A 26,504-nucleotide genomic window follows, 5' to 3' on the forward strand; every position below is an offset into this window, starting at 1 on the left:
CTACATTAACAATTAGGATTAAATAATGTTATAAATCACATCTACCAATTTTAATAATGAAATATTTTTTTGACTATTCTTAAAATACTGTTTCTTGGATTAACAATTTTAAATGCTCAAAATCCAACGTTGGGGAAAAACTATATTATTAGTAAGCAACCATTAAGGCCTTATAAGTCATTTGTTGAAATAACTGGTAAGCCAGCAGATTCAGTTCGCACACAAATTATATATTTTGATGGTTTGGGTCGCCCTGCACAAATAGTTGGTTGGCAGGCAAGCCCATTAAAAAAAGATTTAATTCAATATTTTGAATATGACAGCATTGGAATGGAACGGTTTGAATATCTGCCCTATGCAGATCAAAGCGGAAATACTGGGAGTTTCAAAAGTAACGCAAAGTTAAATCAATCTGCATATTATAGTTCTGGAAGCTGGGATGTTTCTGTGACGAAAACATCAAAGCCCTATGCTGAAACAATTTATGAGAACAACACACTTAAAAGGATAAAACAACAGGGGTTTCCTGGAGAGGCATGGCAACCTTCAAATACGAGAGGTGCGACTGGTCGGACTTTGGTCTATGAATATTCAACAAATTTAGACGATGGGATTGAAGGGGTAAAACTGTGGAAAATCAAGTCTGGAAACTCGGGTGCTGAATCAATAAAAAATTATCCCGCTGGATCGTTATATAAGACAACCTATAAAGATGAAAACTGGATGTCAGGTAAATCCGGGATAAGAGAAAAATTTATTGATTTCAAAGGTCAATTGGTATTAAATCGTGTATGGAAAAATGACACAAAAAAAATAGACACATATTATGTCTATGATGATTTCGGAAATTTACGATATGTAATCCCTCCAATTTTTCCAGGCAATATTTATTCGGAATCAGACTTGGTCTTTAAAGAACAGATTTACGCCTATAAGTATGACAGCCGTCAAAGGTTAGTAGAAAAGAAAATTCCTGGAAAAGGTTGGGAATTTATCGTATACAACAAAAATGATCAGATAGTATTGACTCAGGACTCGATGTAAAGGAGTAATAACAAATGGATGTTTTTTAGAACTGATGCTCTTTTAAGAACAACCTCCATTGGCATCTACTCAAACCCATTAATAACTAGCAGAATTGCTATGCAACAATATGTGAATAGTCATGCTGGTTTATTATATGAAAACAGAAACGGAGATTCTTCTTATTCAACTACAACTTTTCCAACGATTGAGCAAGGAACAACTATTTCCTACTTGGTCATAAATTACTATGATGATTACAACTTTAAACCTAACGGTCTATTAGAAACCTCGGTTCAATCTGACACGTCAAGCAATGTAAAGACATTACTTACTGGACGGAAAACATTCAAATATGACGGTTCGTCTCCTTTGCTTTCAGTATTTTATTATGATGATTTTGGAAGATTAATTCAATTAGCGGAACAGAATCATTTAAGCACTACAGGTACAGACTACGTCACAAATACTTACAATTTCATTGGAGAACTAGTTAATAGCAAAAGAGAACACACTCCATCTTCAACTACTAACCCTACTAATATTATAGTTTCCTATAAATATGATCATGTTGGCAGAATTAAAGATGTTTTGCATCAAATGAATTCAGATCCAAAAATAATTTTATCCCGAAATGAATATAATGAAATAGGACAGCTAAAATCTAAAAAACTACATAGTGTAGATAATGGTACAACCTTTTTAAGTAATATAAATTATTCCTTTAATGAAAGAGGATGGATAACAGGCTCCTCATCACCACAATTTTCATTTCAACTCAATTATAATTCTGGTATTAACCCACAGTACAATGGTAATATTGCTCAACAGCTTTGGGGGCATGGTGCTAGTACACCTAATACATTTAATTACACTTATGATTCCCTAAACCAACTTACAAAAGCATCCAGTACTGGTGTGCAAATGTATGAAAGGCTTGAGTATGATGATATGGGGAATATAAAGAAATTGGTTAGGAATAATCAAATGGTTTCCGATACCGCATCAATCAATTAGAATTACACAGTCAACTCATTATTAACAAATAGATTACAGACACTAACTGGAGGTATTTCGGCCAGTTATGTTTATGATGGAAATGGGAATGCAATCAAAGACAGAACTGGAATGGATGTAGGTTATAATTCTAAATCTTCCAAAATCTGCGAGTAAGACAGGGGTAAGTGTAGGGTACACATATAATGGATTAGGACAAAAGCTGAGAAAAAATTCTTCAATTGCTGGAATAAATACTCAGTATGATCACATAAAAGGACTGGAGTATATTCAGGTTGGTGTAAACTCACCTTCGCTAACAAGAATTGCTTCACCAGAAGGATATATTATACCAAACGGAAATTCTTTCATTTACTACTATGTTCTGAAAGACCATTTGGGAAATACTAGATCAGTAATTAAAAAAGGAAGGTCTTCAAATACAGTAGACATTGTTCAACAAAATGACTATTACGCTTTTGGGAAAAGACATGCTAACAGTAATTATATATTTAATGACAATCGCTATTTTTACAACGAGAAAGAAAGACAGAATGAACTCTCAGGCGGTTCACATTCTTTTGGAAGTTCTTATACACTTGAAGGTTTATACGATTATGGTGCAAGATTTTATGATACTGAAATCGGGCGTTGGAACGTAATAGATCCACTTGCCGAAAATCATTTTGATCGCAGTGGTTATCAATACGTTCTGAATAATCCTCTTAGTTACTTAGGCCCTTTAGGAATGGATACCCTCTCTTCAACTGAGGATTTCATGAAAAGATATAAAGAAGGGGATGTTGTTAATATAGAGGAGATATTAGTTATCGGCAAAATTGATGCCCCTTGGTATCAAAAAATTAATAATAGTCTGAGAGATGCCTTCACTTTGGATGGATCAAGTTTACCTGGTTATTTTTATGGATCATCGAGTGGGATATACCGACCCTATAAATTTACTAATGAAGATTATAGGGTTATTGGAGATGTTTTAACTTATATCCCACCGACGGCGTTATTAGGAGTTACCTTTCAATTAATTGGCTCAGAATCCGCTGGAGAGGGCGTATTTGCTTTAGCCTCAAGTCTACCCATAGCTAAACTTGCTAAAGGAGCAAAGCTAGCTGCAAAGTTAACTGGAGAAATTGCCGAAACTGGAGTGGAAGTTGCTGCTAAGACGAGTACAACGGTTTTTCAGAAGCATCATATAATTCCAAATCAAGTATATAAAACATTTCAGACGGATTTAAAAGCAATTGGTTGGAAACAAAATGACATGTTTAATCTTAAAAAGTTACCGACACCATTTCATGGCAATCATCCTTCTTACAATAATTTTATTATGAATGAAATGAATATGCTAAAGCAGTCTGGAAATTTAAATTTGAATTCAATGCAAAACTTACAACACAAAATGAGGTTGATGATTGGTGATGCATATCGTTCAGGGGGTACGTTAAATCAATATTTCAAATTCTAAATATGTACTACAATTTAAGATTAGATTGGGATCCAAAAGTTATTGGAGTTAAAAATGGAATTTACCAGGTAGAGCTTGATAAAAAGTCATATGATAAGATGGTCTACAAAAAATTAGACAATCTTTTTATAAGCAGCGAGTTCACGGCTAAACAGGAATATCCAGAATTAGATTTCAGGTTTTGTTTTAAAAAACTTAAATCAGCCAAGAAAACAAGTTTCATGAGTTTTTCGCCATACCTTAAACATGGACACTTTTTAGTAGAGAAAAAAACACTTGAATTATTAGAACATTTTAATATTCAGAAGCATAAAAATTATGAAACTGAAATCTTCGATTCTAATTATGAGAGTTATGATGATAACTATAAGTTATTTTACTGTGTTTTACAAGATTGGGATGTAATTGATTTCGAAAAATCAATTTTCAAATCGGGAGGTTTTGGTAACGAACCTGAAATTGAATTTAAATTTAAAGATGAAAATGAATTGAGAAATTTCAAGGGGATAGCTAAAGTAAAAACTTTGGCACTAACAAATCGATTTGATAAATCGCTTGATTTTTTTCATACCCGTTTGGGAGGTTTGTTTGTATCAGAAAAATTAAAACTTGAATTTGAAAGAAACAATACAACAGGCATTAAATTTACGGATGAAGTGAAAGTTCTAACTTAACTTGAATAACTGAAACTGGAAAATGAAGCTATTTGTTTTTAAAATATTGTTTTTTGTACTCGGAATATTTGTAACTATTGTTTATTTCGGAATTAACGGGCCACTTGTAATCGGTAAATCAGAATGCAGCATAATTGGCAATAATAAATACATAGTTCATCTTTTGGGACATGATGTCCCAAAAGAAAAAATAAGCTTTGTCTTAGCAAATAGACAAAGTTACTATGAACTATTATTTAAATAACGTGAGTTCGGTTTAAGCAGCAAGGAATAATTGATTTTCTTGCTGTTCAAATTGAATATTTAAAGAAGGCTTTTTCGGGAAGAAAGCATATGCTGCTAATGCTCCCAAAATATTCAACAGGAAGTTACTTACCGATCTATGTCTGGTATGCTGCAGCTTACAAATGTTTTTAAGTTCATCGTTGACACATTCAATAATTGCTCGTTTCCTGAGCATTATTTTATCAGTTTGACTCAGGTTCATTCCTTTCATGTTTTTTCTTGGTTTGGTTGTATCCGTCCGACCAAGTACATGTTTTATAAAGGGTATCAAGTTTCGATCTTTGTTGCATGAGCATACAAGAAAAAAGAGAAAATATGCTATCGATGATAGCAGACTGGCAGCAGAGCGGAAAAAGGAAGAAGGCATATTGTGCTGAAAACGGGATCAATGAGGCCAAGTTTTATTTATTTAAAAACTATTTGCCAGAATCGTCCCCCAAATCCGAACCAATAAAAAAAGAGAAATCAAAAAACAATGACTGTCATGTCTCTCAAAATAAAGGAGCGGAAGGGATTACAATTACATTTACAAGGCCTGAACCCATAGGCGAGGATGAAAAAGTAATAATAGGGACATCAATTCAAACAGATGGAAAGGAAAGCTTTTTCCTTACAAATCTCCTAAAATCAAAACATGAATTACTAAAAGCTAAAGGAGACTTATTTATTCGCTTTGATAACAATGAATCCAGTATACTAAAACCAATCGCAAATGAGGTGGTAAACCAAAATGGACAAACAGCAAACATGGTATTATATCTTCTAACCAAAGATGATATAAAAAAAGTTAAAACACTTAAACTTATATCGTTTGGTACTAAAAGATCTGATGAATTGATGCATCTAATTAATATTTCCAATAAAGACTCAGGGTTGTTACAACATCATCTTAAATGCATTGAAAACACCCTTAAATAAACCGAAAATGAAAGTTATATTTAATATTTTTAAAATTTTACTAGGAATAATACTTTTTATTTCTTCTATCATGTCCTTAATGGAAGAACTTAATAACACGACGCCAGCTGGTTTCTTTGGTGCATTAATAGCCTGCGTAATTTTTCTTGTTATTTCTTATTTGTTGGTTAATAGTGGTTTGAAAAGTTTTACTAAAGAAAACCAAGGGAAAATCAAATCATAACGAAATATAGATGGAACTACTTAAACTTCTAATATTTTGGATTTGTATAATTATCCTCTATTATCAACACACTGAAGCTAAAGAGGGCAAGAAAATAGGTTGTCTTTCCACCGTCATTATAGTTATAGCTATATTGACAGTATTAATGCTATTGGGAGATTTCCTTGGTAGAGGTTATGACCCTGATTCTATTGAAAACATGCCTATAAGACGATGAATAAATAAATTTAATAATATGAACTTATCAGAAATATCCATATCATTTAAACCTAAAATAATGGCAAATGATAGAACAATAGTTAAAAGCTCTGTAGATGCATACAGAGCTTTTTTATTTAAATGGGATGACGGACTAATCAATTATCAAGAGGAGTTTAAATTACTCCTGTTAAATAGTTCAAATCAAATCTTGGGAATTGTAAATCTCTCAAAAGGAGGAATGGATTGTGTACAAGTTGATTTTAAAATCATGTATAGTATAGCTCTAAAATCAGGAGCTAGAAAACTGATACTTGCCCATAACCATACTTCAGGAAAACTAATTCCAAGTGAAGCAGATAGAGCATTAACATCTAAAGCAAAGGAGGCTGGTAGACTTTTAGATATTGAAGTTTGCGACCATCTAATTCTAACAGATGAAAACTATTATAGCTTTGCTGACAATGGAGATTTATAAACCATAGAAAGGTGGTGATTTCTCTTCTTTATAAGGGGATGATTCAATTAAAAGTGAGTACAAAAATGAGTACAAGCCCTTCTAATTAGCGTTAAATCAATTAGATTTTTAAAATCAGCCACATACAGTATTATACTATTAAAATTAAGAAAAAACCCCTAATCAGTTGATGATTAAGGGTTTTTAAGTGCGCCCACCTGGGCTCGAACCAGGGACCAAAAGATTATGAGACTTTCGGTCTGTACCTTTTTACACGGTGCAAAATCGTCGTTTCCGACTTGCAGAAGCAATATATGAACATTTTTTTGAATTGTGAAATTTTGCTCCGTAACACATTTGTAACGGTCTTGATTAACGAATGTCATTTCAGTAATTAGGACAGATCGATAATACCTCAAAGTTCACGTCGTTAGATCAATAAAATAATGCCAAAGTGAAATACTGTCTTTAAGTGTTTTTCTTGTATGGCTTGAAGTATATTTTTCTACAGAAGAAAATGAAGCATATTGGGATAGTTGTTCAGTCTCCAACCAATCTATTGAACTATCGGTATTCGTATTGAATTGATTAGTTAGCCAACCATTTACTTTACTAAACCATTCTTCAATAGTACGACTTTGAACATAAGCAAACATTCCACACACCTTTAGGTGTGAAGAATGATGACCTCTTTTGAAACGTTCAATTCCGCCACGATCTCCATATACATATTGCTCGTTACTGGAACTTTCCGAAAAACGCTTCGCTTCAAATTCAATAAGGGGTGATGGTTTTCTTCCCCTTGTCAATACAAAAACACCAATATCTGTTTCTTTTCCTGAACTTGCTTGGGTTGGATTTTTTCTAAAATCGTATGGAAAATAATCCTGATCATTTTCAGTTTTACAAAGTTGAAAATGATTTACCAAGAAATCACTAATCCTATTTTCTCGATCTGAATCTTTAATGGTTTCATAATAAGCAGGAAACTCAGGTACATAATTATCTACAAATAACAAGATCTGTTCTACCTCATGATTATTGGGTACAGATAAATCATTCGGTTTAGGTAATTGATATGGAGGCAGACTATCTCTAAGCATCTTGATAACGGGCTTTTACATAGTCAGCAAACACTTCATCAGCATCTCGTAGGGCAATAGAGGGCAACCAATAGCGTAATTGCTTTGGTTTTACCAAAATAATACTATCCCTACCATACACTTTCATTATTTTCTGAATATGCACGTGTTGTTGGTTAGTATCTCTTTGAGGAATAGCTTCTTTTATATATTGCTCTAAATCTGATATTTGCTCTTCTAAAGGAGTAATAGTTTCTTCGCTATATTCAAAATGTATTGCATAGTAATTTTCTGTATGTAAAATTTTGTATAATTGAAAGTGGTTATTACTGATACGATAGATGCTATTTAAAGTTGTACAAAAGATATCTGAAAAGTTATCCAATTCTGTTTTTGATACATTGATATGTAATCCAAATTCATTATTGGTTATCAATGAGAGTAAATCATCAATAACGATATTTTCTGTTTCTGATAATTTATCTCCCTTTAAATAGGGAAGGTTCATTATATCTTTTTGTAAAAGAGTATAGTTCGATCTACTAATTCCAGAACGAGAACTTGTCAACATAAGATAGGCTCTAAAAACTTGATTGTTTTTTAAAGTAGCTTCAAGCTCTTTTAATTCATCAATATCTTCTATTGGAGCATGAATTCCTATTACTTCATTCCTATATGAAAGCGGTTCATGAACTAAAACTACAGGAATACTTTCTTTTCCTATATTTTTCTTAATTAAAAGAGTAGGAGCTTGAAATAAACTTTCCTGTCTTGGCCATTGGAAATATTTGTCTGTTAGTATAAATGTTCTTTTTATTCCTTCTTCATCAAAGTCCTCGGGATTAAAGCATTTTGACCCTGTAAGGTATTCAGCTGTTGAATACCCACCCTTTTTCTTTTCAAAATCAGAAGCAACTAACTCATCATCAGGTTTACCCTTAATAAACCCATCACCAAATACCCATTTATTTACTTGTCTTTTATTTTTTAAGAAATCTCCTAACGTAGGTAATGCACTTAACCTGTTAATCAATTCTACAAGTCTTCCACCTCCAGATAAATTTGCTTTCCATATAAATGGATTATAAATAAGATCTGACTTATTTAAAAAGTGAAAATCGTAATAATCAAACTCTAAAAACAATCTGTTTGTATTGGAAAAGGTTCGATTTGCTATTAAGTGTAAAACAAACTCTGAGTCTGGTTTGGTGTTTTGTAAAAATATAGCAGCAGTTGCAACATTCTTTCTCCCCCAGAGCTTATCAGCTAGTTTAGTAAAATCAATTACCTGCAGAAGGTTATAAGAAGAAAAAATGTCTTTTTTGAACTTTATATCTTTTTGATATAGCAAAGGACCAGAAGGTTGAATCATAGACAATAGACCTCCTTCTTTTAGTATCTTCATAGATTGTACTAAAAAATGAAGAGCAAGGTTCTCATCAGGAATTTTTATTTCACTTTTGTATTCATACTTTTCTTTTACAGACTTAATATACTCTCCATTGTTCGTTTGCTTTTTCTCATCTCCTATTTGTGGAGGATTAAATGGAGGATTCCCGATGACCAATGAAAAATCATTAGGTGGATTATCCGTTATAAATTCAAAGAAGTCTTTAGTGATAATATTATCACTCATATCGGGGAACTTCAATTTTCCCCATGTAGGTGGATCTAAGTTAACTTCATCCAAAATGGCTAAAGCCAAACTAAAAACAGATAGTCGTATAGCATCTTGTTGAATGTCTATACCATGAATGCTTTTTAGTAATAAATCTTTTAGAACAGCAAGGGACGGTTTTTCTAACTTCCCTGTTTTTTGCCATTGTTCATAACGCCACCATTGGACAATTCGTTTGTATGCTTTGACTAAAAAAATACCCGAACCGCAACTTACATCAATCAGCTTAAAGTCTTTTTGAGGAACTTTAAGTGGCATACACTCATCTACTAGAGTAGAGACGATCATCTCAGGGGTATAGACAATATCTTTGCTGTCAGTTAGCAATTCTTCATATACAGAACTGATAACCTCTACAGGTAAATGCGAAAACGAATATAGTCTCCAAATAACAAGCTGACCATTATCATTATTTCCGTCCAAATAATCAGCTAACCTTTGTACTTCACCCTTTTGAATAGCTTCTCTCGCATCAGCTTCATCCTCTTTATCCCATTCAAATATTTTTCCGTTAAAATCTTCTGCTAATTTGTCTAACAAAAGAAGTAATTTCCCTTTGCGGATAACATCACAGAAATCAGTACATTGAAAATTATTCTTAAAGTATGTTCCTGCAAAATAGCCACTTTTAGAATCTTCATCACGCTCCTCCAAATATTTAATCAAAAGGCTCTGTACTAAAAGTTTTAAAGCGACATGTTTATTAAGTTTGGATTCTTTTTGAAATCCCTCATACACATTTTTAAGCCCTCGTATCAAATCTCGGGTAGCTGATTGCTCAAACTGGAAACGTTTTTTATTATTCTCCTCTTCCCAAAATAATCCATCATCAAAACTATGAGCATTGAATGATTTTATCGCATCACCTGTTTTTCTGATGATTTCCTCTGCATAGTGTTCTTTATCTTCTTTAGGCTTTTCCCTTGCGTCAAAAACACTAACAATCGATTTTTCAATAATAATGTACGCAGGAACCTGATAACCATTCCAGATATTTCTGTGAATACGGTTTCGGTCTTCTGTACTTAAAGACTTTTGTGTATAATCAAAAATATATAACTGCGGAACAGCAGCCCTCCCATCTTGGAAGTAACGAAAATAAACAGCATCCGCTTCAAACTTACATGCTGTTTCTAATGCAAATAGAATATCCGGACTGGCGATTGCCTCGTTAAGTTTTTCGTAGTTCGCAGTTAACAACACACCACTTGTCCCTCTATCAGAAATAAAGGAAAAGTTAAGCTCCTGAATATGTTTTTCAAAAACCGCTGTTGGCATATTGTAATATAAAAACGTTATTTGTTTACAGGGTAAAGATACAATTTATAAAAGTTCTATTTAAGCCACAATGAAATAATATCTACCTTTTTTATCAAATCAAATTTGATCCATCTGAAGATCTTTCGCCCTCTTGATTTATAGCTTGACCACGTCTAATTTGTTGAATTGTATCTTCCTTTTCTTGTACCTTATTTTCTAAATCCTTTATCTTGTTTTGTAATTGTTCAAAAGTTTTGGCTCCATCTTTCCTAAAAGAAGGTGTTTTCAGTTTTTTCACAACTGCAATAGCTTTTATCAATTCTGCTTCAAACGTTGGCTTATTTAAGTCGTGGTGACTAAACGGATTCATTACAGTCCCACGACAAGTCTCTACCTCGTTTATAAGGAGTTCATCTATAGTTGTCTGTAGTTTAATTGCATTCCAAAAATCATCACTTTTAAGCTCTTTAGATTTAATCTTATACTTGACAAATAAATTATTCTTGTCACAAAAATTATTAACTAGCTTTTCAAATTCGCTACGAACATATACTGCAGAAGCTTTATAATCCTTCTCATCTAAATAAAATTGAGCTTTCTCTATATAATCCGTATTCTGTTTAATAATAGGCATCTCAAAGTCGTCATCTGCTAATTTCTTCGAATATATGTCTATGTAATTCCATTTAGTTATACCAAAATAATTGTTAACTAACTCAAACCATATTTTATCATATGTAGTCATTATGATTTGATAATCGTCTTGAAAAAATTCTTTTAAAATATCCAATAATGGCAGACGGTTACTCATATCTAAACCAATGAGCAAATCATCTAATACCAAAATTTTCAAAACTCCTTCTGATGGGTTTGATTTAATAGTTGCCAAATACAAGCTAATAGCTAATGCCGATAATTTAGCTTCATTGAGAAAATGTTGATGTTTAGGGATAGGTTTTGAGAAAAAATCTATTTTAATGCCTACATTTTGATTATGAATATCTCTTCGTCCATAATATTCAACTCCATCAAAAGAAAGTTTGATCTTAATGCTATATCCAAATCTTTGGATAAAAGTATTAGTATCATCCTCGATTGACTGTATTTTTTCTTTAAGTCCCTTATTAAAATTTTCTATTTTCTCTTTTATAGATTTCACAACCCATTGACCTTGTTTCAATTCATGACTTTCATAAATGATTTCTTGCCATTCGTTACCTAAAGTTTTATTTGTAAACCGATTTTCTTGCTCAGATAGAATTTCTTCAATAAGTAACCGAAAGATATTTACGTCATCCGTATCAACTAAATGAGTTCTAAGCAGGCTTTTATAATCAAAAAATCCTTTTATTTTATTAGCATCGGCTATTAAAAGCTTGTCATTACCTGTAATGGTATTATTTACAACATCAACCTTAATTACCGTTTCAGAGGATGAACGTTCGTTTTGTTTGATTTTAAACTGAAGATATGCAGTGTCTTTTTGACTTTCAGGAATAAAAATATTCTCAAACCCTCGTATATCGACATTACGCATTGATGCTTCAAAAAAGGTTTTCAAAGCTAAGAAAAAGGAACTTTTACCACTGCCATTTTCCCCATATACCATAAGGTTTTTTCCGTCTTTACCTAAACTTATCGTATGCTTGCCATAGAAAGCTCTGAAATTATTAATTTCAATTTCTGTAATACGCATATACTATTGATTTATTCCCTCTATAAGGGCAATTTCTTTTATATTTTTCATAAAGAATAAATTATTCCGAACAGGATGCGTTTTATCGTTGAGGCGATTAAATACTGTCTCAACAACGTTCATTTTTTCTGATTCTTCTTTTAAATGAGTTAATGAAGGAAGTTCTCCAGCATGTTCAACAATTGTCCGTTGATGCTGTTGTAATAGCTCTGGAAAATAAAGTTCATAAACAATCCCATCTATAACTTGTTCAAAATAAGATATTTTTAGACTATGACCTAAATCTTCTTTTTCTAAAGAATTTAAAAACAATAAATATTCTACAATTTTTTGAATCAAACTTTGTGTGGCAAAATCGGACAAGGGAATAGGGATTTGTTTTACAGAGCGAGCTTGTATTTCAGAGAAAACTTTCTTTGTCGATTTATACCGAAGATTATAGTAATAATTAGCTAACTTAGAATTTAATATTCCGAGCAAATATTTAAGGTTAGTCTCCTTACTTTTGGCATTTAGCACTACTATAGTATTTAGGGCGAAATATTGTTGATTGTCGTATGTGAAAATCAATTTAGAAGATACACGTCGAAACATTAGTTTCTCATCACTTTCAAAAATATCTTTTGTTTTACAAGAATGTATTCGATCTAAATCATAATCCAAATAAACCCCATCCCAATCAATTCTATATTTCTTTATATTTCTACCATCTAATAACTTATAATAATTGCCCTCTGGATTAGAATCCTTAAGCGAAAGAGATTTATCTCCCTTTAAGGCTATTGCTTGGTTAACCAAGCAATAATCATCTATCTTTTGAAGGTGGCTATTCTCGATAATCTCAATAATATCGTTACTATTGAAATTAAATGAGTAATTTTTATTTTGCAGAAAATCTAAACTATTTTTTTTTGCAACTATCCTACGATCTTTCAGATCATCTTCAAATGAAACTATATCATAAGATTTTGCCTCGTTACTATTCTCAATTAGAAGGGTTACGTTTTCTACTACAGCATTCGCAAATGGCATATTAACGTAGTTGACAACCTGTTTGAGCGTATGTTTTTTTAAGATATGCTCACGTGTGTAAGAATAATAATCTTGAGTTAGAATTGTATTAGGAATTATATATGTCAATATCGCTTCTGAATTTAGAAGTGACAAACCTTTGTGAATAAAAAAGATAAATGTGTTAAGACGTCCACCCGAAGTTTTATACTCATTTTTCAGGTAATCTTTATACTCCTTTGTAATGTTTTCAGCTTTTGATAATTGTATATACGGAGGGTTTCCTATTATGACATCAAATTTTTCGACACCAAACATCCATTTAGGATCAAACCAATCCGATTTATCGTTATTGAATGGATTCCAGTTGCTAATCTTGTGATAGCGATTATTCTCTATTTCTCCAAATAGCCCTTGTTGGTCAAATAGTTGTTTTTGTGTGTCCTGAAATTTTTGTTTTAGTATTTTTTTATCTTCACCAAAACTCTGAATATATTCCTGTCGCAATTCATTCAACTCATGTTCTAATTCAGCAGATGATTTCTTGCCTCTTTTATTAAGTTCAGATTGTCCTTGTGTTTCAGGCAACCTCATTAAAGTATCGGCAGTAACAAATTTGAATTCCAAATTAGGTAAAGCCTCTATTCCACGATTTGGTTTATCTTCATCAATATTTTCATCTACTACAAGCGATAGAAAACACCGTAATTTGGATATCTCAGCAGCGATAGGTTGAATATCGACACCATACAATGATTTCTGAATAATTCCAAATTTTCTCGCGTATTCGGGGCTATCTGATAGTTTACTCCTTACAGCCTGTCTCGCACTTGGGTGTGTATTATAATTAACTTGCCTATTTATCCACCATATTGCTTCTGGATCTAATTTCTGTAATGCCTGCACTATTTTTTGTAATACCCCCATAGGGAATGCTCCCGAACCACAAGCAGGATCTAATATTTTGATTTTGTCAAGTGCATCTAAAATGTTGTCTTTTTCAGTTTCTGTAAATTCAGGGTCGGCAGTTTCCAACATTTTAAAAATCGAACGGAGTTTCTCTTGTTCAATGCCTGTTTGGTTATGTAGATATTGTACTAAACTTTCGGTAGCCATATAATCCACAATCTCCCGTGGCGTGTAAAAACTACCTGTTGCCTTTCGTGCCGTTTCTCCGCTGTTAGGGTCAATTTCTGCCAAGAGGTTTTCAAAAATACGCCCTAACATTTCGGGATCGACACTTACCTCGATTTCGGTAACCGAATTTTCGTCAATGGTAAAGTTGTACTTCTCCAATTCTCCAAAGAATCTCAAAAACCAATCGTTACTTATACCAAAATGGTTTTGATTGTTCCCTTGGCTATCTGGTTTATAATAATCTTCTATATTAGGTTCAAACAAACCACCGTTCAGAAAAGGAATTGTATCTGCACCTTCTGGTAAGTTGCTTAAGCGTTCGCCCATTGGCGTATTCAGCGTTTGGAAAAACAAGCGTTCTAAAATAGTGTGGTAATAATTGTTGTAGTGTTTTACGGCATCTGATGAAAGCAAATTTTCGGGTAACAATGCAATTTCATCATCCGATTTCTTCATTTTCAAAAACCAACAAAATACCGTTCTACCGATTAAACGAACAGCAAATTCCTGTCGAACATTACGGTCAGTATGGGGCAATTGTAAAATGCCATTCCCATATTCTGTAATTTTTTTGCCTTTGCCTATTTTTCCTCCGACCAGTTCATAGAAAAACGACTGAACAATCTTATAAAACTCTTCGTTCAGAGCCTCGACGCTAAAGGCGTTCAGCATATCTTGTAAGGATATGGTTTTACCTGTCAGCTTACTTAAGCGATCAGATGGCGTTCTTACTTTTTCGTCTTTACCTAATAGATAGGTATATCTCTTTGGTTCTGTAGCCTGTTTGATAATTTCACCCTCGTCGTTGAGTACTTTTATCTCCGAAATAAATGATAACCTCCACTTTTCATCCTGAACAAAAACAACGATAGCACCGTCTACATCATAATTGTAAACGTTCCTAAGCAATTCACGAAGACTAACTTTATTTCGTTCTAACCATACATCAGATTTAACGTTGATACGATATAAACCGATAATCCGATCGTCAGAAGTAGTAAAACTTCCCAATTCAAAAGCTTCTGTTGCACGCTCATTATTGGGTAGTAGAATAGGTTTGGGTTGTGCATACAATTGTCTTGCGCCAAAAACAGATTGTAGCACTTCTATCCAATTTTGGTGATTATATGCTTTTTCAAAAAGCTTATGTAAGGTTGCTCTATCCATTAGTCAATAAATGTTTCAGTGATTACTATTTCAGGAGTGATGTTCAAATCTATATCGTTGGTGGAAGATTGATCGTCTTCACCATCATTAAACACATCATATTTTTTTGCAAGGGCAATAATCAAATTATCGGCTTGTCCGTAAGATGTTTCCTTCTTATCTAATCTTCGTTTCAATTTTCTTATTTCATTAGGCAAGGGGGTAAATGTCCCTTTATCTATTAGATCAGCCAGTACTTCACAAGCTCTTTTAGTATCAGCTTTTCTTGTAATTGATTTAAAATCACGCAAAAATTTCTTTGCCTGTGCTGAAATAGCATCGGCTTTATCCGTTGTGGTAACTGTATCTGTTGTGGCTCCTAAGAAATCCTTATCAAATTCTTCTAATGCTGCCTGTACATTATCATAGTGACTTGCAGGAACACTGTAACCTTGTTCGTTTACTTTTGCCTCGAACCTTTCGGCAGCTTCCAAAAAGGTCAAAGGCGTTACCTCATTGTCTTTAGTAACCGCATAAAACTCCATTTTATAGGGCGATTTCAGGAAAATAAGGGTAGCATCTTTTGTTTCTTCTGCTATGGTACTTTCGTGTTTTCGGGCAGTACGTGCTTTTAGCGGAAAGTTTTTTATACGCTTAAATTCTCGTGGATTAGCGTCTTTAAACTCCCTGATAAATCTTAAATAAAGTAATCGTTTATCCTCTTCGTCCGGCATCCCTTCTTTGAAAAGTTCAAATTGTTCGACCAATTCTTCATGTGTAAACACCTGTGCATCCTCACCAAAAGCTGAATGAAATCCTTGTAACTTTAATAATGCATTTTTATACAACTTAATCTCCTCATCTCCTTGCTGTGACGGATAAAATATATAGTTATATACCACGCCAGCAACACTTCCAATTCGGTTAATCCTTCCGATTCGTTGCATCAATCTTGTTGCATTCCAAGGGGTGTCATAATTAACTAAAACATTCGCTCGATGTAAATTTACACCTTCTGCTAACACATCGGTTGTTATCAGAATCTGATATTCATCCTTTCTTTTGCCTATATAATTAGCGTCAAAATTCTCCTGAATGGTTTCAAATATTTTATTTCTGTTAGCCGAAGAAACCTTTAATACGCCTTTCCCGATACGCTTTTCTAATTTTTTCGCCAGATAATCTGCCGTGTCATTACTTTCTGTAAATAAAATAAGTTGTCTTGTCGGATTTCTATCTTTGTTTAATAACTCATTTTCAAGTGCTTGGAATAGTTCTTCAATCTTGGGATCTTCTTCTACTTTAGCCCATTCATTACTAAGCTCTTGTAATAAGATTTCGTCTTTTCTTAAGCCAGCTAATAATTCAGGTTCGAAATCTTCTGCTTTGAAAATGTTGTTTTTAGGTTTTTCTATACTCAATTCTACAATAAGACTTTCTATATCTTCCATAGAAAACCCTTTCTCAATCAATTCATTGATATTAAGATCGGGAGCAATCAAGACCTTATCGCTCTCAAACATTTTAATCATTCTTTGAGTAGATACTAAAAGATTGTTGAGCGTGATTTGGAATGCATGGAAACTACTTTCCAATCGCTTAACCATTAATGTTTTCATAATTCCAGCCAAGGATTTAGAAATCAAAACAGCTTGATCATAATAAGCATCCTGTAAATCTTCTCTCAAAAAACGAATAGCCTGATAGCGATAATAATTAATCTTATCATCATCAGTCAAATAGAATATCGTGTGATAAAAAAGTTTACTCAACTTAGCATTTAGGCTATAGCCCACAGTACGCAAAGGTGCTATTTCAGGAAAAACAATACCTTGTTCTTTTAAATCGTCAAGATATTTTGGGTAATTTGCTAAATCTCTTCTTGTTCTTCTAACCGTAATTTGAGAAATGACTTTTTCGCGAATTGTATTGTACAGCTCACGAATTTTTTCCACATTGGGCTCGTCCTCTCGCATCACGTCTTTATACTCCCGAATGATAGGACCAAAGAACGATTGGAGATTAGTAACGGGAAGCGTACTTCTTCTCGCATCTTGGAACAACAATAATTGGTAATAGAGATCCTGAGGTCTGTTGTTAAGCGGAGTAGCAGAAATTAATATAACCTTTTTATTCTTTCCTGTCACTAATCCTTCGCCATTTCGTGGAGCTTTGCAAATACGTTGCAAGAGTCCGAAAGCTTGCGAAGTATGATTTCTATATTTATGTGCCTCATCAACCAATATCAAATCATAGTCTTCTTTAGCCCAATAATTCATATCCTCTCCATTGACTATTTTCTCCAAACGTCCATTAGTAACGAATTTGGTATGTCTGTCAATTCCAAACATTCTAAATGTGGACTTCCAGTTTTTTTCTAATGCAGGAGGATAAACTACCAATATTTTGGTGTTTAAAGAACCGTTGGCAACCAGAAACCGCTTAGCAATCATAGAAGCAATTATGGTCTTTCCGAGACCAACAACATCAGCTAAAAAGAAACCATTATGATCCATTAACATCTGGAATCCCTGATTAACGGCATCTACCTGATAACTTAATTTTTTATAGCTCTTGGGCAAATCTCCTACAGTATCTGGATCATAAACAATGTTGTTCCCAAAATATTCGATTAATAATTTAAGATAAATTTCAAATGGAGTAAAGACTTGTCCGATATGGGTTTTCTTCTTATACTCCAAAATATCAGCTGGCAAAATAGTTGTTGATTGTTGCCAAAGTTTTTGAAACTCTATTTTGGTAAATTCAACATCATCAAAATCCTTTAGTGCGATATTCAATTCGTAATTCGGAGACTTTTTAATACCTAAACCTGCTTCTGTAAGATTAGAAGATCCCATAATCACCCAACCGTCTGAATGTTGGGAATGCAGTTCGGGTAAAAAAAGGTAAAATTTGGCATGAATTGCCTTTGAGTTGTGTGCTCGTACTTCTATTCTACCATCAATAATATCTTGGATAAACTGTAAAATACCTTCTTCTACTTCTTTGGAATATTTAGCTTCCTTCAAATCCTGTATAAACCAGTTTAAAAATTCTTCTTTCGTCTTTTGTTCATCTCCAAAGTATAACAGACCTTTTTTCTGAGCATCTGCAAACATTTGATCTACATTTATACCAACCAGTATTTTTATATCCTTGATATTATTTAAATAAGGCTGTAATGCAAAATACCCTGAAGAACGAAAATAACCTACCACAGCATGAAAGGCAAAGACATCTTTCATATTTTCAAGTATGCCTTTGAATTTATGGAAAACTGTATTTTCTTCTGTATTTGTGAAAAACTTTGTGCTCATCAATTAATTATTTTCGTCTTTAATTTCAATCAACAATTCTTTTACTGGGACATCCAATATTTTTGCAATGTCATATAGTACTTCTAAACGAGGTTGCTGTCTATTCTGTACATAGCCGTTAACAATGTTATAACTCTTTCCGAGTTGCTCTGCAAGCCACGTTTGTTTAATGCCCTTTTGTTCCAATATCTCTTTGATTCTATTCATACTTAAGTCATTATAAATAGTTTACATCTTTTTAGAATAAAAGTTGTAAAGGTTGCAATATACTGTATTTCGGTGTAATAAAGCACTGTTTTTTGTGCAAATTAACGCAAGTGATTTTACACAAAAAATTAACCATCCTAATTAACAACAAAACCCCTGACCCAATTAAGGATCAGGGGTGCGGGGGGCTGGTTCAGATTAGCCCGTTTGTAAAGGAATGGTAGAACGTTTCAAATGGTGCTTTGGGTTTATGGGTTCTGATACCTGCACGTATGCCGGACAATCTTTCAAAACGGTTTAATGAAAAACTACCGACCGGAATACGGTATCTCTTTTTGTTGCAATAAAATTCGCCATGTTCATCAACAAGACTAAACCTTGCACTCTTACCGATCTGCCACGTAGCCACTTTACAATCGGCTACACGGCCACTTATTCCCCCGTCAAATACCGTGTGTATTTTGGCATTGGTGAAAAGGGATTTTAGCCAAGTAAACTGCTCTTTGGTCGGCAACAACCCCAATGAAGCAAATGCACTCGGACGGTGTGGAATAATCCAATTGGGGTAATAATGGCAGAAGCACATTATATCACCAGCCGAATGACCGATAAAAAGGTCGGTGACCGATAAAGGCAAGGTGTCCGTCGCCAGCCAAGCACCTTTGCTTACCGGAATACGAACGCCGTTTTCGTTCCAACTTTCATGATCTACGATCTGATTTCCGAATTTATAAGGAAACATAATTTTATCTTCGACCATATCCATATAGGGAGCAAAGAAGTTCCGCACTTCGGCTTTTAATTGAAGAAATATCATTACCTCGCAACGGTACGGGTATAGCCCCTGTTCTCTTGCTTATCCTGAAGATTTTGCGCAAGGTCTTGAACGGTTTTCTCGTTCCCTTTTTCCCGTAGCTTTTTGTCGGCCATCATCAAGTCGGCCAACGCACGGTTATACCCCTCGCTGTATCCCTCATTTTGTGGTTCCAGCCTACCTCTTAGGTTATTGATACCACGGAATACCAAGTATGAGATACCGCCGTCCAATAGCACGGATAGGATAAGCCGTTTACTGTCTGAACGAATCCCCTTATTGTCCGTTGCCGAGTGCTGTATTTTCGTTCCGTCTTTGAGTTCCACCACTTCACCGTTACGGAAAGCCTCTTGTTGATTTTCGGAAAGTTCTTCACCATTTACTCTTATGGGGGGCTGCACTTCTTCGGGTTCATACGCCACAAACTCCCTTGTCAGGTCGTCGTATTCAATGATGACTTTTTTCTTTTTGTTTCCACCGATCTCCTGTTCTTTACTCACTACGTGTCTTTCTCCGGCAATCAATGCTTTTTCCTCGTCATCGCTCAATAGCGGGTGCCATTGCGGTTCACGATAAATCGGATGTATGTTAAGCTGGACGGTACCGTCCTCACCTCGGCTAAGGGATAGCTTTGCATCCAGTTGACGGATGGCAAATCCATCGATATTCAGATTGGCCATGCTCAACATATCGGTTCTTCTCCCTGCAAGCAGGGCATCGATATTCTCCGGGCTTATGCTAAATCCACCGTCTTTGTAAAGCCCTAATTTTTCAAGTTCGTTTAGGGGCATTTCATGTTCGTTGATAGGGTATTTCATGATGTAATTTTTTTTTGGGGTTTTAATAATTTTATCTTTTGATACCGTAGGCGGCGACAACTTCCATTTCCGTATGCGCCGGGCGGCTTAGGTCTTCACCCACCTTGACAGCTTTTGGATGCTGTTTGGCTTGGAGCAGGGAATTATATAGCCGGTCTGTCTTGGAGAGTGAAAATACATATCCGGTTGTCAGGTCTTCCACACGCATACGTCCACGTTTCAGATGGCCTTGCACTTTGTACACCGTATTGTTATAGGCGATTTCATCACCCATAGAAAGGGCAGCTTCTTTCGCCTTTTGTGGTTGTGTTACGGTGTGTTCTTCGACCGCCACATCGGCGGCGGCCTTGATTTCCCTTTTTTGTTCAAAAGCCAACAGGTAATTGAATATTTTTTCGGCATCAGCGGCGGCGGCGTGTATTTCAAAAGGTGTATCGCGCAATAGCTGAATCCAATTGTCCACGTAGGCAACGTGTTGGCCGGGATCGTGGCCAATGTGGAGTTCTTGACCTATGAGCATGGATGCAATTTCGGCGCGGAGTTCCTCGCGGGCATACCCCTCTGTTCCAAACTTGTTTATAAGGCTTCTGTCCAGACGGTTTTCGTGTCCTGTCCAATGGCCGAGCTCATGGAGCACGGTGGCATAGTATTTATCCGGTGCATCGAATTGTTCACGGAACGGCATGGTAATACTGTCACGGAGTGGGCTATAAAATGCTTTGTCGCCCGCTCTGTGGGTTATGCTAGCTCCCGAAGCCTGAATGAGATTTTCTGCCCTTTCGATAGGATTCCATTGGAATTGTTTTACATCGGGTTTAACCAAAGGTTCGATACCGTTGATCTGCTCCGCATTGAACACCCAAGCGGTCGTAATGATCGGTCTGTCCAACCTTACCTGAACTTTAACAGGTTTTCCTTTTTCGTCCAAAATCGGTTTGCCCTGCTCGTCTTTCTTGGGCACCAATTGGTGTAGTTTGACATACTGGATAAGGGAAGCCTTTTCACCTTTCCGCACTTGTAAGCCTTTTTCCGATGCTTGCTTAAAGGTCATCCATCGGGGATCGTCACGATCAGCCATCAAGAGGGAAAAAATATTTATCCCTTTATAGCGGTTTCCCGTTGTGGCATTGTATGGGATTTCAAAAGCCGGGCCGTTGTCATTCCACGGTTTTTGCCACGGTGCCGTACCCTCTTCGAGTTTCTTGATGATATTTGCGGCTACTATTTCATGCAGGGATTTTGAATTTTTACTGCTCATATTCATCCACCTCCGGGGATTCGTCATCCGGCCATTCGTCGGCGTATTCCACGCCATAAATGGCGGCTTCCTGTGGGGTTAGGCCAATATCCTCACCACTGGCCAGAATACTTAGTTTTTGTTGTAGTGATCTTAAATGATAGTCCATATTATTCGATGTTTAAAGGATTATTCGATTGTTCTCTAAGGCTGTGCAGGAATTTCAAAGGGTCAAGGTATTTCCCTTTGAATTTCACAGAGAAGTGCAAATGCTCGCCCGTCACCTTGCCCGTTGCTCCTGTAATGCCAATGGGTTGCCCCACCGTTACCGTATCACCGGGCGAAACGAGTATTCGGGAAAGATGTCCGTAAATGGTTTCCACGTCTCCGTGAAGTACCCGTACATATTTGCCAAGTGCTTTATGCTTTCCGGTTGCTTTGACCCGACCGTCAAGCACATTGAATACAGGGTCGGAACGGGCGGCAAAATCGGCACCGTTATGGTGCGATGCCTTACCTTTGATCGGGTGGATACGGTAGCCGAACGGTGATGTAACCTTTAGCTTGTCCAATGGCGGACTGTAATCGATGCCCTGCCCATAAAGCATAAAGGGTACAAGTAGCAACCACCCGAAAACAAGGCTGGGGATAGTTAATATGTTCCGCTGATAGGCAGAACGTTCTGTGTTGTTCATGATGTTTTGGTTTCGGTTGGAGTGGGAATTTAAGGTGTGTCCTGTGTCGGCATTAACTGCTCGACCATCTCCTGTACTTCGCTGTTGATACGGAAAAAATTATCCAATAGGATTTCTTCTTTTCGATCTCCGAAGTCGTAATAGGTCGGCAGTTCCCGGTAATTCGCTTCTTCCTTTTTTATGGCTTCCATGTCCAGATTGACACGGCAGTTAACCGCCGTAGTCTCGTATTTTCCCGTATAGGTTTCCATCGTATCACGGGCAACGATACCCACGATTTCACCCGCTTTTAACGATGCTATCTTTCCGGCAGGAATCAGCGGTTCGAGTTTTTCGTTCAAGGAAAGCGAGGTTCTTGTACGGTCGATGCTTAGGCTTTCACCCGTTTGCTTGACCTTACCAAATAGGCGTTCCAGCCACTCCAACGTTTCTTTGCTCCTGACGGCACCGGATAGTACATTACCCATAATGGACGTGATGGTTTCCGCTGTTTCCTTACCGTACTGTTGGCGTAACATAGGCAACTCCTGAAGCCCCAAAACCACGGCCGATAAATTGGATCTGGCCTGTGCCACCAATACGTCCACTCGATGAATATATAAGCTGGGGGCCTCATCCACTACTAAACCTATGGGTAGGTTAGCCTTAGTGTTAATGAGTTTCGTAACCCGATTAAGCACCACCGATAAACACGTGGAATTAATACTTTGCGTGCTTGGGTCGTTGGCGAGCACCAAAATACCGGGGTGCTTGGGGTTACTGATCTGGAGTTCGAAATCATCGGCACCGAAAACCCAAAACGTTTCTTTAGTGGCCATTCGGCTAATAAAGATTTTGAGGGTACCAACTTGCCCCTCCAATTGGTCAAATGCCTTTGCCTTGTAGGCAGACATGAACGGCGACAAAAGGGAAACAAGCTCCCTGTTACTGAACAGCACCGTAAAAATCTGTTCATACGAAAGATTTAGAAAGGCAAGTACGTGGGGCAGGCTGGAATAACGCCCATCTTCGTACCTACTGAAAAAGAAGATACAGGCAGCGAGGAAATTGACGGCGGACTGCGTAAAGAATTGGTCACTACCACTGGATTTATCACCTTTTTTCAAAGCTTCGACAAGTGCTTCGGCCGTTTCCGAAGCATCGGCAAGCGTACCCAGATACTCCCGTTTTAAAGGGTTGATCCGTCTGCTTCGCGCAGGGTCGTTGAGATTGATGACATGGAAACGGTAGTCTTTGCACCGACCGTCCTGTTTAGCCAGTAGGTAGTGATAATAGGCGACCTTGCCAAGATCGGGGTATTTCAAATCGTACAGGCACATGGTAAACGAATTGGCAATCATTTGGCGTATGATCGGCATAATGACCCCAAATGATTTCCCACTTCCGGGTACCCCGCAAATAAGACACCCCCTAAATAAATTTTCCAACGGTATAAATCCCTTGCGGACTTTACGCCTGTAATAAAATAATGTAGGGATATTCACCGAGTATGGGGTTATTACGGATTTGGTCGGCTGCATAAAGGATTCTTCTTCGATGTTCCAACGATCCTTTCCCAAATTGGAGCTGATGATCTTGGACACGTTGTCCATTGCAACGTGTATCAAAACTGCTCCCGCAAACGCACTCGTGACATAGGCCAGGTCATACCAATTCACTTGCCCCCATATCGGAACCGCTCCACGTCCTTGCAACCACAAGCCCGAAAAAAGAATGAGCACCCCCAATGCCAAAGGGTAACCGATCTGGGTCTTGGGATTGAGGTCTTTTTTCTTTCGGCTTAACGTTCCGATGGAGACCAGACAGATCAGTACGAGCGTAAGGAGTTTGCTGTTTATCAATTCGGCATAGAACGGCACCCTCGAAAGTCTCTCCGCAAAGAGTAGCAAACTGTTATTTGCTACCCCTGTCAAGAGGAATCTATCTACATAGAAAAACAAAAAGACTTCGAGGACAACGGATAAGTATATGCCAAATTGCAGGGAGCGGTAAAGCCCCTGTTGCTCTTTGGTTTCTTCCATAAATGTTTGTCTTTGTAAGGTTGGAAGTCTTCCGCCAATTGGCGGAGGTCTTCCATGATAATTGATTTTCAAAGGTTGGGTAAAGCCGATTTAAAAGGTGTCGGCTTTCAGAATATCTCCGTACTTTATCTTTAGGTTGACCGTACGGCCGGAAATCTGCTTTTCGGTGAGCGTTACCCGAAGTACCTTGCTGCCGGGAAAGGTAGCCTTTTTCAGTACGAACACATTGCGGTGTCTTTTCTTAAATTCCGTCAATGGTTGGTATTGCCACAGGGGTTTGATTTCCACGGTCTGCACGTTCGTTGCTTTGGTGATCTTTTTGTCCTCAATGAAAAACCGGAGTTCATCTACATTGTAGGAAAGGTTTGATGTGTTGGTAAACGACACATCAAGGAAAATATAATCACCTATCGTACTGATGCCATTCAATGCGATACCCACACCGTAATCCCTCGTATTTCGTACCGCACGGTAAACACTTTTTGTAAGCAGGCCAAGTGCAAGGTTTTTCATCTGGCTTCGGCTCAATCCGATTTCCGATATTTCCAACGGCCGGGTGTGTTCCGGTTTGATCTCCAGCATGGCCGGAATACTCGTATCGTTCATCCACAATGGAGCCGTCAGGCGGTATTGTGCCACGAAGTTATCACCAACAATGGTAACTGTTCCAAGTTCATAGTCGAGGTGTTCTATCTGCGTGGTATCTTCATTTAATTTGATACGCAATACGTTTTCAAGGGGCAGGTCACCCGATACATGGTGCGAAGCGATGTCAACGTACCTAATGGGTTCGGGTGAAAGGATATGCATCGTATGGCCACGGTGCAGGCTTAATTCGGGAAGTGTTCCCAACCGGGTTTCCGTAGCCTGTTGGCTGTGGGCGGAATAACCTACAAAACATAAAAGGAAAAGGATTAGAAAATGATGTTTCTTTTTCATGGTGAAATCTTAAAATGGTTTTACTGTTTGTAATTCTGTTGGCTTTGGCGGAGTGTCTGGGGATCGATGAGGTACACCATCGTGTTATATTTCAGTTTGGCCCTGTTCTTCCGTATATGCTTTGATACGGCGGTCGTTGTGGATTGGAACATCCGCTGAATGGCGCTCATGACCAACTGGCTATTGTTTTCCGCTTGTTGTTGCATGGTAATTCCCTGCGTGGTGTTACCGCCGAGCTCTCGGCTAAACTCCCTGAATGCCGAAGCGGGCACGTACAGTCCGGGGGAACCGTCATTGTCGTACACTTCCAACCGGACGGGCAGTATGTTGTTTCCGTGCATGATGGAAGTGACGGTAAGCAGCACACGCTGTCCCGAAAAACCGGAAATTTTTGCGAATACGTGGGTACCTTTCTTGACTATATTGTTGCCAACCAATAGGTCATCCATGAGCCGAATACGTAAACGTGAATCGGCATATCCTGTCATGTTTTCGTCGATAATAGCCTGTATGAACGTGTTGTCACTCTCGGCACGAATGGTGTTGAACGCTCCTTGATTTGTAGCGTATTTGGAAACGGATAAGAGGGGTTGGTTCTCGAGTTCCCATTTCGCTTCTTCGATACGTTTACGTTCCCTGCGGGCTGCCTGTTCGTCTGGATCGTTAGCCCTTGCCATACTGTCCGCATAGGCCATCTGCATACGGAAAAGTTCCATTGGGTCGATTTTCCCCGGTTCTTCCCTTATCGGTTCGGGTCTTCGCTGTAATGAGGAAAGGGCCTGTTGCAAGGCTTTGTCCGCGTCGTCATTTTCCGAATCTCCATTGTTGGAAAACGACCTTTGGTTTTTGAGCGCCCGCTCGATGGAATCAAGTCTGCGTTTTTCTTCTTCGTTGTACATTTCATCGAAACGGAATTGTTCGGCCCGTTCCTCCTGTAACTGGCCTATTGCCGTATAACCGTCTCCACGGCGGTACTGCTCACGGTAGGCGGCAAGTTTATCGGAAAGCGCACGGTTCTTCACGTCCTCCGATACATCGGCAATCTGCCCCTGCAAGGGATCGCCCTCTGGCCTAGGTGCTTCTTCCTTAGCAAAACCCATCTGGTACACATAAAAGAAAAGGCATAGAAAGGGCAACACTATTAGGGGCAGCACATAGCGTGGTTGTCTGAAATTGATTTTCATAT

21 protein-coding genes and 1 pseudogene are annotated in these 26,504 nt (G+C 37.1%); 7 read left to right on the top strand and 15 right to left on the bottom strand.

The features are described from left to right. Window positions 1–69 precede the first annotated feature (69 nt). From QYC40_RS05390 to QYC40_RS05405, 4 genes are all read left to right on the top strand, one after another. On the top strand, window positions 70–1,044 hold the full coding sequence (locus QYC40_RS05390) for a DUF6443 domain-containing protein (RefSeq protein ID WP_301992842.1): 975 nt from the start codon (window positions 70–72) through the stop codon (window positions 1,042–1,044). Between the two features lie 18 nt (window positions 1,045–1,062). Continuing rightward, a complete protein-coding gene (locus QYC40_RS05395; protein WP_301992843.1) occupies window positions 1,063–2,040 on the top strand; it encodes a hypothetical protein in 978 nt (325 codons plus the stop codon). A gap of 376 nt (window positions 2,041–2,416) precedes the next feature. Beyond that, window positions 2,417–3,502: an RHS repeat-associated core domain-containing protein gene (locus QYC40_RS05400; protein WP_301992844.1), complete on the top strand. Its 1,086-nt coding sequence runs from the start codon at window positions 2,417–2,419 to the stop codon at window positions 3,500–3,502. Window positions 3,503–3,504: 2 nt separating this feature from the next. Beyond that, a complete protein-coding gene (locus tag QYC40_RS05405) occupies window positions 3,505–4,176 on the top strand; it encodes a DUF1629 domain-containing protein (RefSeq protein WP_301992845.1) in 672 nt (223 codons plus the stop codon). A 256-nt stretch (window positions 4,177–4,432) separates the two neighbouring features. Here QYC40_RS05405 and QYC40_RS05410 read toward each other — a convergent pair. Continuing rightward, window positions 4,433–4,690 (bottom strand): annotated as a pseudogene (locus QYC40_RS05410) (transposase); the annotation flags it as partial. A gap of 59 nt (window positions 4,691–4,749) precedes the next feature. On the opposite strand from QYC40_RS05410, the gene QYC40_RS05415 reads away from it, so the two are divergent. The 3 genes from QYC40_RS05415 to QYC40_RS05425 all read left to right on the top strand — a co-directional run bounded on the left by QYC40_RS05415 (window position 4,750) and on the right by QYC40_RS05425 (window position 6,278). Continuing rightward, window positions 4,750–5,379, top strand: a complete 630-nt coding sequence (locus tag QYC40_RS05415; RefSeq protein WP_301992846.1) for a hypothetical protein — start codon at window positions 4,750–4,752, stop codon at window positions 5,377–5,379. Window positions 5,380–5,386: 7 nt separating this feature from the next. Continuing rightward, on the top strand, window positions 5,387–5,602 hold the full coding sequence (locus QYC40_RS05420; RefSeq protein ID WP_301992847.1) for a hypothetical protein: 216 nt from the start codon (window positions 5,387–5,389) through the stop codon (window positions 5,600–5,602). 235 nt (window positions 5,603–5,837) lie between these two features. Beyond that, window positions 5,838–6,278: a JAB domain-containing protein gene (locus tag QYC40_RS05425; protein ID WP_301992848.1), complete on the top strand. Its 441-nt coding sequence runs from the start codon at window positions 5,838–5,840 to the stop codon at window positions 6,276–6,278. A gap of 401 nt (window positions 6,279–6,679) precedes the next feature. On the opposite strand, the gene QYC40_RS05430 is transcribed toward QYC40_RS05425, so the two are convergent. The 14 genes from QYC40_RS05430 to traM form a co-directional block, all read right to left on the bottom strand. Further along, window positions 6,680–7,360 carry a hypothetical protein gene (locus tag QYC40_RS05430; protein ID WP_301992849.1) on the bottom strand — a complete coding sequence of 227 codons (681 nt, stop codon included), beginning with the start codon at window positions 7,358–7,360 and terminating at the stop codon, window positions 6,680–6,682. Beyond that, window positions 7,353–10,295, bottom strand: a complete 2,943-nt coding sequence (locus tag QYC40_RS05435; protein WP_301992850.1) for a class I SAM-dependent DNA methyltransferase — start codon at window positions 10,293–10,295, stop codon at window positions 7,353–7,355. The genes QYC40_RS05430 and QYC40_RS05435 overlap by 8 nt, the downstream gene beginning before the upstream one ends. Before the next feature lie 94 nt (window positions 10,296–10,389). Continuing rightward, the gene (locus tag QYC40_RS05440) at window positions 10,390–11,973 is read right to left on the bottom strand and encodes an AAA family ATPase (protein ID WP_301992851.1); all 1,584 of its coding nucleotides are present in this window, start codon (window positions 11,971–11,973) and stop codon (window positions 10,390–10,392) included. 3 nt (window positions 11,974–11,976) lie between these two features. After that, on the bottom strand, window positions 11,977–15,288 hold the full coding sequence (locus QYC40_RS05445) for a TaqI-like C-terminal specificity domain-containing protein (RefSeq protein ID WP_301992852.1): 3,312 nt from the start codon (window positions 15,286–15,288) through the stop codon (window positions 11,977–11,979). Further along, entirely contained in the window at window positions 15,288–18,587 is a 3,300-nt protein-coding gene (locus QYC40_RS05450) for a helicase-related protein (RefSeq protein ID WP_301992853.1), read from the bottom strand. The genes QYC40_RS05445 and QYC40_RS05450 overlap by 1 nt, the downstream gene beginning before the upstream one ends. A 3-nt stretch (window positions 18,588–18,590) precedes the next feature. Continuing rightward, window positions 18,591–18,794 carry a helix-turn-helix domain-containing protein gene (locus tag QYC40_RS05455; protein ID WP_301992854.1) on the bottom strand — a complete coding sequence of 68 codons (204 nt, stop codon included), beginning with the start codon at window positions 18,792–18,794 and terminating at the stop codon, window positions 18,591–18,593. Between the two features lie 193 nt (window positions 18,795–18,987). Next, the gene (locus tag QYC40_RS05460; protein ID WP_301992855.1) at window positions 18,988–19,611 is read right to left on the bottom strand and encodes a hypothetical protein; all 624 of its coding nucleotides are present in this window, start codon (window positions 19,609–19,611) and stop codon (window positions 18,988–18,990) included. Then, window positions 19,611–20,426 (bottom strand): DUF4099 domain-containing protein, encoded by an 816-nt coding sequence (locus QYC40_RS05465; RefSeq protein WP_301992856.1) that lies wholly within the window; start codon window positions 20,424–20,426, stop codon window positions 19,611–19,613. Before QYC40_RS05465 ends, QYC40_RS05460 begins: the two co-directional genes overlap by 1 nt. A 31-nt stretch (window positions 20,427–20,457) precedes the next feature. Then, window positions 20,458–21,684 carry an ArdC family protein gene (locus tag QYC40_RS05470; RefSeq protein ID WP_301992857.1) on the bottom strand — a complete coding sequence of 409 codons (1,227 nt, stop codon included), beginning with the start codon at window positions 21,682–21,684 and terminating at the stop codon, window positions 20,458–20,460. After that, window positions 21,674–21,832, bottom strand: a complete 159-nt coding sequence (locus QYC40_RS05475) for a hypothetical protein (RefSeq protein ID WP_301992859.1) — start codon at window positions 21,830–21,832, stop codon at window positions 21,674–21,676. The genes QYC40_RS05470 and QYC40_RS05475 overlap by 11 nt, the downstream gene beginning before the upstream one ends. A 1-nt stretch (window position 21,833) precedes the next feature. After that, on the bottom strand, window positions 21,834–22,358 hold the full coding sequence (locus QYC40_RS05480) for a M23 family metallopeptidase (RefSeq protein WP_301992860.1): 525 nt from the start codon (window positions 22,356–22,358) through the stop codon (window positions 21,834–21,836). A gap of 29 nt (window positions 22,359–22,387) precedes the next feature. Beyond that, a complete protein-coding gene (locus tag QYC40_RS05485) occupies window positions 22,388–24,379 on the bottom strand; it encodes a type IV secretory system conjugative DNA transfer family protein (protein ID WP_301992861.1) in 1,992 nt (663 codons plus the stop codon). A gap of 90 nt (window positions 24,380–24,469) precedes the next feature. Beyond that, window positions 24,470–25,318, bottom strand: a complete 849-nt coding sequence (traN, locus tag QYC40_RS05490) for a conjugative transposon protein TraN (RefSeq protein WP_301992862.1) — start codon at window positions 25,316–25,318, stop codon at window positions 24,470–24,472. Between the two features lie 20 nt (window positions 25,319–25,338). Continuing rightward, a complete protein-coding gene (traM, locus tag QYC40_RS05495; RefSeq protein ID WP_301992863.1) occupies window positions 25,339–26,502 on the bottom strand; it encodes a conjugative transposon protein TraM in 1,164 nt (387 codons plus the stop codon). Window positions 26,503–26,504: the final 2 nt, after the last annotated feature.

Origin of the sequence: Sphingobacterium sp. BN32, assembly GCF_030503615.1 — a bacterium.
Classification (GTDB): domain Bacteria; phylum Bacteroidota; class Bacteroidia; order Sphingobacteriales; family Sphingobacteriaceae; genus Sphingobacterium.

Bases quoted from the DNA above. Each gene is read 5' to 3' on its own strand.
- QYC40_RS05395 (WP_301992843.1), top strand. From the start codon at position 1,063: ATGTTTTTTAGAACTGATGCTCTTTTAAGAACAACCTCCATTGGCATC.
- QYC40_RS05405 (WP_301992845.1), top strand. From the start codon at position 3,505: ATGTACTACAATTTAAGATTAGATTGGGATCCAAAAGTTATTGGAGTT.
- QYC40_RS05415 (WP_301992846.1), top strand. From the start codon at position 4,750: ATGAGCATACAAGAAAAAAGAGAAAATATGCTATCGATGATAGCAGAC.
- QYC40_RS05420 (WP_301992847.1), top strand. From the start codon at position 5,387: ATGAAAGTTATATTTAATATTTTTAAAATTTTACTAGGAATAATACTT.
- QYC40_RS05425 (WP_301992848.1), top strand. From the start codon at position 5,838: ATGAACTTATCAGAAATATCCATATCATTTAAACCTAAAATAATGGCA.
- QYC40_RS05430 (WP_301992849.1), bottom strand. From the start codon at position 7,360: ATGCTTAGAGATAGTCTGCCTCCATATCAATTACCTAAACCGAATGAT.
- QYC40_RS05435 (WP_301992850.1), bottom strand. From the start codon at position 10,295: ATGCCAACAGCGGTTTTTGAAAAACATATTCAGGAGCTTAACTTTTCC.
- QYC40_RS05440 (WP_301992851.1), bottom strand. From the start codon at position 11,973: ATGCGTATTACAGAAATTGAAATTAATAATTTCAGAGCTTTCTATGGC.
- QYC40_RS05445 (WP_301992852.1), bottom strand. From the start codon at position 15,288: ATGGATAGAGCAACCTTACATAAGCTTTTTGAAAAAGCATATAATCAC.
- QYC40_RS05450 (WP_301992853.1), bottom strand. From the start codon at position 18,587: ATGAGCACAAAGTTTTTCACAAATACAGAAGAAAATACAGTTTTCCAT.
- QYC40_RS05455 (WP_301992854.1), bottom strand. From the start codon at position 18,794: ATGAATAGAATCAAAGAGATATTGGAACAAAAGGGCATTAAACAAACG.
- QYC40_RS05460 (WP_301992855.1), bottom strand. From the start codon at position 19,611: ATGATATTTCTTCAATTAAAAGCCGAAGTGCGGAACTTCTTTGCTCCC.
- QYC40_RS05465 (WP_301992856.1), bottom strand. From the start codon at position 20,426: ATGAAATACCCTATCAACGAACATGAAATGCCCCTAAACGAACTTGAA.
- QYC40_RS05470 (WP_301992857.1), bottom strand. From the start codon at position 21,684: ATGAGCAGTAAAAATTCAAAATCCCTGCATGAAATAGTAGCCGCAAAT.
- QYC40_RS05475 (WP_301992859.1), bottom strand. From the start codon at position 21,832: ATGGACTATCATTTAAGATCACTACAACAAAAACTAAGTATTCTGGCC.
- QYC40_RS05480 (WP_301992860.1), bottom strand. From the start codon at position 22,358: ATGAACAACACAGAACGTTCTGCCTATCAGCGGAACATATTAACTATC.
- QYC40_RS05485 (WP_301992861.1), bottom strand. From the start codon at position 24,379: ATGGAAGAAACCAAAGAGCAACAGGGGCTTTACCGCTCCCTGCAATTT.
- traN (WP_301992862.1), bottom strand. From the start codon at position 25,318: ATGAAAAAGAAACATCATTTTCTAATCCTTTTCCTTTTATGTTTTGTA.
- traM (WP_301992863.1), bottom strand. From the start codon at position 26,502: ATGAAAATCAATTTCAGACAACCACGCTATGTGCTGCCCCTAATAGTG.